This is a genomic window from Arsenicicoccus sp. UBA7492 (assembly GCF_002479615.1).
GTDB lineage: Bacteria > Actinomycetota > Actinomycetes > Actinomycetales > Dermatophilaceae > Arsenicicoccus > Arsenicicoccus bolidensis.
The window spans coordinates 40294-44908 of the sequence record NZ_DLOE01000005.1; the positions used below are offsets into that span (position 1 = coordinate 40294).

Below are 4615 nucleotides of genomic sequence, written 5' to 3' on the forward strand. Positions count from 1 at the left end.
CGGGATGTGACCACTCGGCGTCTGAGGCCCCTCAGCTGCCGGAGCTGCGGCCCAGGGCGGGGCCTTGACCGGGCACCAGACCCTGCTGGTCCTGCTGGTCGAGCTGGCCCTGCTGGTCGACCTGGCCTTGCGACCGACCGGGTATGCCGGGCAGCTGCTGCACGCCACCTTGCTGCTGGAGCTGCTGGGGCTGCACCTGCTGGGCGGTCTGAGGCTGCTGCCCGGACGCGGCAGCCGCCCCACCCTGCGCGGCGACGATGCCGCCGACGGCGGCCGCGACGCCCACGCCGGTGCCGGCGAGGACCGCGGTGGCGGTGCGGATCGACTGCGAACCGCGAGACCTGGTGCTCATGAGAGGTTCTCCTGGGGGGTGCTGGTGACGGCGCTGGTGAGGGTGCCGGGGGCGGGGTTGTGGGTCGCGGGGTCGGCCTTGGCGCAGACGAGCCGGCCGTCAGGCGTCCGGGGCTCCGGGATCTCGACGAGCCTCGGCGCGGTCCGACGCACCGCCCTGGACGACGGCGCCCGGCCCACGAGCCGGTAGCCGAGGGCTCCCCCGACGGCCGCGCAGCAGACGATGGCGGTGAGCCGCAGCCACCAGGTGGCGGAGTCGGTGCCCCCGCCCACGGAGTGCAGCACCGCGACCGGCCACATCGCGTAGGCGAGCCAGTGCAGCCCCCGCCATACGGCGTAGGACAGGTGCTTGCGGACCAGGCTGCTCACGACGACCACGAGCAGCAGGTCGACGGCGAGCGTCCCGAGGCCCCACCACAGGGGGTTGGCCGCGTTGAGGAAGGGGACGAGCAGGTCCACGGCATTGAGCTGGGCCTCGGAGTCCAGCCACAGCGAGAGGACGTGCAGGACCAGGAATCCCGTAGCGGCCAGCGAGGCCCGCCGGTGGATCTCGGTGAGCGCGAACCTCGGCAGCTCGCGGTGCCGGAAGCCGCCGCTGGTCAGGATCCCCAGCACCATCGACACGGTGAGCAGCACGAGGGTGCTGACGCCGGTGCCGCGGCCGAGGGCCCAGAGTGCTTCGTTCATGACGCGACCGCCGCACCGGACGTGCGGGCCTGCTGCTCGGTCACACCCTCGGCGTCCGCGGGCCAGCCCCCGACGTAGGTCACGTCACCCTGCAGGTCGAGCAGCCGGGCCTGCACCTGGGCGCCGGCCAGCAGCCCGGGGGCGGTCGGGCCTGTGACCAGGGCGGCGGTCGACCAGGCGTTGGCGAGGACGCAGCTCGGGGCGGCGACGCTGGCCGAGGACCAGTGCGGCACGACAGGGAGCGACGTGGCGGGGTCGAGGATGTGGTTGAGCTCGCGGCCCTCGACCTGCCAGCGGCGTCGGCGCGTCGAGGAGGTGGCCATCGACCAGCCGGACGGCAGGCTGACCAGGGCGGCGGGGTCGTCGGGCAGGTCCTGCACGGACACCGTCCAGCCAGGGGCGGGAGCGGGTCCGGCCGTGGCGATATCACCACCGAGCGCCACCAGCACGCCGGTGCCGAGCTGCTCGGCGACGATGCGGGCGCACCGGTCCGCGGCCCAGGCCTTGGCGGTCGCGCCGAGGTCGAGCGTGACGTCGGCGGGGACGGTGACGGTGCCGGCCGCGCGGTCGATCCGCACCCGACGCCACCCGGGTGCCGGACGCTCGACGAGGCGGATCGTGCCGTGCGCGGTCGGGATCACCCGGCCGACGCCCTCCAGGTCGCGGCCGTAGCCCAGCCGCTCCAGCGCGGTGCCCACCGTCGGGTCGCAGGCGCCGTGCGTGACGACGGCCGCGGCGACGGCGGCCTCGGTCAGCGCGAGCATGGTCGGGCTCACCCGGACGGGTCGGCCGCCGGACCGGGCCAGCCGCGCGACCTCGGAGTCGTGGCGGAACCTGCTGGCTGCCAGCTCGACCCCCTGCAGCTCGTGGTCCACGAGGCGCTTGGCGGCGGGCAGCGCGCGCTCCTCGGACGTGACGAGGCGCATGGTGGTCGACCACAGGGCCCACTCGAGGGCGGGTCCGCGGGGGTGGGAGATCGTCTGCATGGCAGGGCCTTTCGAGGTCTGGTGGGTATGCCGTCAGCTGCCCGACGAGTGGGCCGCCGGTGCCCCCTGGGCCGCGGTCAGGCCCGAGGACGACGCGCCGTCCGTGCTGCTAGCGCTGTCAGCGGCGTCAGCGACGTCAGCGGTGTCAGCGGTGGATGTCGAGCTGGAGGAGGAGATGGAGCCGGTCGTCTGGCCGGCCACCTGCGAGGAGGCCGCGACGGTCGAGGCGGGCGCGGACGAGTCGTCAGGGATCGTCGTCAGGCCGATGGCCGCTGCGGCGACGGCCACTCCCACGCCGGTCAGGGTCGCGGTGGCCTGGCGGATGCGGCGGGCACCGGTCCGCCGGACGGCGTTCACGACACCACCTGGCGGATGTCGTCGAGGCTCGTGACGGTCCCCGCGAACCGGCGGTTGGTCCCTCCGCCATACGACGCCGTCTCCGGGGCCTGCGTGGTGACCGCGACGGTGCGGTGGCCGGCCCGCGGGCCGGGCGCAGCCTGTGCTGCGGCCGCACCGCCGACGAGCATCATGGCGGCGAGGGCGGGCGCGGCGGCCAGCCTCGATCGACCGAGTGCGCTGAATCCCATGGCGTGCTCCTTGATCTCGTGGGTTCCGTGCTGCGTTGTCCTCACTTCATCGCGCGGCTCTGTGGCGGTCGTTGGTCGTCTCTGTGCCCTTCCTGTGAGGGCTTCGCGTGGGAGAGTGAGCCGTATGCCGAACCGTCCCCGCGTCTTCGCGACCGACTTCGACGGGACGCTGCTGCGCACCGACGGCACGCTGTCGCCGCGCACCGCGTCCGCCATCGCCGCCGCCGAGGCCGCGGGCTGCACGGTGATCGTGGTGACGGCCCGACCACCGCGGTGGATGAAGGCCTTTCGCGAGCAGGTGGGCGCGCACGGCGTGGTGCTCTGCAGCAACGGGGCATTCGTCTACGACGCGCACGTCGACGCGGTGGTGGCGGAGCAGACCATCCCCGCCGAAGTCACGCTGGACGTGGCGTCACGGCTGCGAGCTTCCTTGCCGGGCATCGGCTTCGGCGTCGAGGGGCGGTCCGGGCTCGGCATCGAGCCGGCGCTGCGGGACCTGCGGGCTCCGGACGGCACCGTGGTCGACGACGCCCGCCGGGTGGCCGTCCTGGAGGAGCTGCTCGAGGACGAGCTCCCGGGCAAGCTCATCGCCCGGCACCCCCGGCTCGGGCCCGAGGAGTTCGTCGAGCGGGCGACGGCGCTCGTGGGCGAGGACGTGCACCTGGCCTACTCCGGCGCTCCGGGACTGGCCGAGATGACCGCCCTCGGCGTCACGAAGGCCACTGCCCTGCAACGCTGGTGCGCCGACCACGACGTGTCGTCGGCCGAGGTCTGGACCTTCGGCGACATGCCCAACGACGTGCCGATGCTGAGCTGGGCCGGTCGCAGCTTTGCCGTCGCGGGGGCGCATCCCGCTGCGGTGGAGGCGGCGTCGGACGGGTGCGCGGCCAACGACGAGGACGGGGTCGCCCGCATCATCGAGGCCGCACTCACCCCCTGACCCCTGCTCCCAAGATCGTGAGTGTTTGCTCCAAGAATGTTGGACGAAACGCTCACGATCGTGGAGGGGCGGGGGTGGGGGTGGGGGTGCGCGAGGCCGACACGACCCACTCGGTGACGCGGTCCAGGACGGCCGAGTCGATCCGCCACCGCTGCCAGTAGAGCGGGACCAGCACGTCGTGCCCGGGCGCCACCTCCACCAGGTCGTCGCGTCGCCCCAGCTGCGCGACCGGCAGCGCGCCCCACCCCAGCCCGCACCGCACCGCCATCGCGAAGTCCTCGGTCGACGGCACGGTGTGCACGAGTCCCGTTGCGGTCACGCCGAGCTCGCGCAGCACGCCGTCCTGCAGGTCGTCCTTGTCGTTGAACCTCACCACCGGCATCCGGGACAGGTCTCGCTCGTGCCGCTCCCACAGCCACCGGGTCGCGACCGGGACGTAGCGCATCGGTAGCAGCTCGGTGACCGAGCAGCCCTGCACCGCAACGGGGTCGGCGGTCAGAGCGGCGAGAACCCTTCCGGCGCGGAGCAGCTCGAGGCTGTGGTCCTGGTCCTCGACGTGCAGCTCGAGGCCGATGTCACCGGCCTCGGCCGCCTCGACGAGGACGTCCCGCGCCCACGTGGCGAGCGAGTCCGCGTTGAGGGCGATCGCGATGGTGGTCGCGGTCGACTGGGCGGTGAGCGCGGCGCCTGCCTCGGCCTCGAGGAGCGCCAGCTGCCGCGCCATACGGACCAGGACCTCGCCGGTCGAGGTGGGCCGGCAGGGCCGGGTGCGCTGCACGACGACCTGGCCGACCCGCCGCTCGAGGGCCTTGATGCGCTGGCTGACCGCCGAGGGCGTCACGCGCAGCTCGTCCGCCGCCGCCTCGAAGCTGCCCTCGTCGACCACGGCGAGCAGGGCGGCGAGCTGGTGGGAGTCGGCATGCATGAAGGCATCCTAATGATTCCATAGGAACTGTCGTTGGACTGCATCGTCTTGCCGGGCCTAGGGCGTGGCTCTTAAAGTGGGCAGGCATAGGAGGCTCGCGCGGAGCAGGACGCCGGCCCGGTAGGTCAGGGCGAGCTTG

The 4615-nt window shown here is 73.5% G+C and carries 7 protein-coding genes; 1 reads left to right on the top strand and 6 read right to left on the bottom strand.

Features of this window, described 5'->3' with window-relative positions; translation table 11 throughout:
* Positions 1–31: 31 nt before the first annotated feature.
* The 5 genes from B4E97_RS00855 to B4E97_RS00875 are packed head-to-tail and all read right to left on the bottom strand — an operon-like array spanning position 32 to position 2611.
* On the bottom strand, positions 32–352 hold the full coding sequence (locus tag B4E97_RS00855; RefSeq protein WP_019285224.1) for a hypothetical protein: 321 nt from the start codon (positions 350–352) through the stop codon (positions 32–34).
* Complete coding sequence (locus tag B4E97_RS00860) at positions 349–1038, bottom strand: ferric reductase-like transmembrane domain-containing protein (protein WP_029212845.1); 690 nt, start codon at positions 1036–1038, stop codon at positions 349–351. Before B4E97_RS00860 ends, B4E97_RS00855 begins: the two co-directional genes overlap by 4 nt.
* Positions 1035–2024: an FAD:protein FMN transferase gene (locus B4E97_RS00865; protein WP_239261499.1), complete on the bottom strand. Its 990-nt coding sequence runs from the start codon at positions 2022–2024 to the stop codon at positions 1035–1037. The genes B4E97_RS00860 and B4E97_RS00865 overlap by 4 nt, the downstream gene beginning before the upstream one ends.
* Before the next feature lie 33 nt (positions 2025–2057).
* Entirely contained in the window at positions 2058–2381 is a 324-nt protein-coding gene (locus B4E97_RS00870) for a hypothetical protein (protein ID WP_286958311.1), read from the bottom strand.
* Positions 2378–2611, bottom strand: coding sequence for a hypothetical protein (locus tag B4E97_RS00875; protein ID WP_029212848.1), 234 nt, complete (start codon positions 2609–2611; stop codon positions 2378–2380). The genes B4E97_RS00870 and B4E97_RS00875 overlap by 4 nt, the downstream gene beginning before the upstream one ends.
* A 124-nt stretch (positions 2612–2735) precedes the next feature.
* On the opposite strand from B4E97_RS00875, the gene B4E97_RS00880 reads away from it, so the two are divergent.
* Positions 2736–3551 (top strand): HAD family hydrolase, encoded by an 816-nt coding sequence (locus tag B4E97_RS00880; RefSeq protein ID WP_029212849.1) that lies wholly within the window; start codon positions 2736–2738, stop codon positions 3549–3551.
* Between the two features lie 52 nt (positions 3552–3603).
* Here B4E97_RS00880 and B4E97_RS00885 read toward each other — a convergent pair whose 3' ends face one another.
* Positions 3604–4476, bottom strand: coding sequence for an ArgP/LysG family DNA-binding transcriptional regulator (locus B4E97_RS00885; RefSeq protein ID WP_286958312.1), 873 nt, complete (start codon positions 4474–4476; stop codon positions 3604–3606).
* Positions 4477–4615: the final 139 nt, after the last annotated feature.

Coding starts and splice junctions, on each gene's coding strand:
- B4E97_RS00855 (WP_019285224.1), bottom strand. CDS start 352: ATGAGCACCAGGTCTCGCGGTTCGCAGTCGATCCGCACCGCCACCGCG.
- B4E97_RS00860 (WP_029212845.1), bottom strand. CDS start 1,038: ATGAACGAAGCACTCTGGGCCCTCGGCCGCGGCACCGGCGTCAGCACC.
- B4E97_RS00865 (WP_239261499.1), bottom strand. CDS start 2,024: ATGCAGACGATCTCCCACCCCCGCGGACCCGCCCTCGAGTGGGCCCTG.
- B4E97_RS00875 (WP_029212848.1), bottom strand. CDS start 2,611: ATGGGATTCAGCGCACTCGGTCGATCGAGGCTGGCCGCCGCGCCCGCC.
- B4E97_RS00880 (WP_029212849.1), top strand. CDS start 2,736: ATGCCGAACCGTCCCCGCGTCTTCGCGACCGACTTCGACGGGACGCTG.
- B4E97_RS00885 (WP_286958312.1), bottom strand. CDS start 4,476: ATGCATGCCGACTCCCACCAGCTCGCCGCCCTGCTCGCCGTGGTCGAC.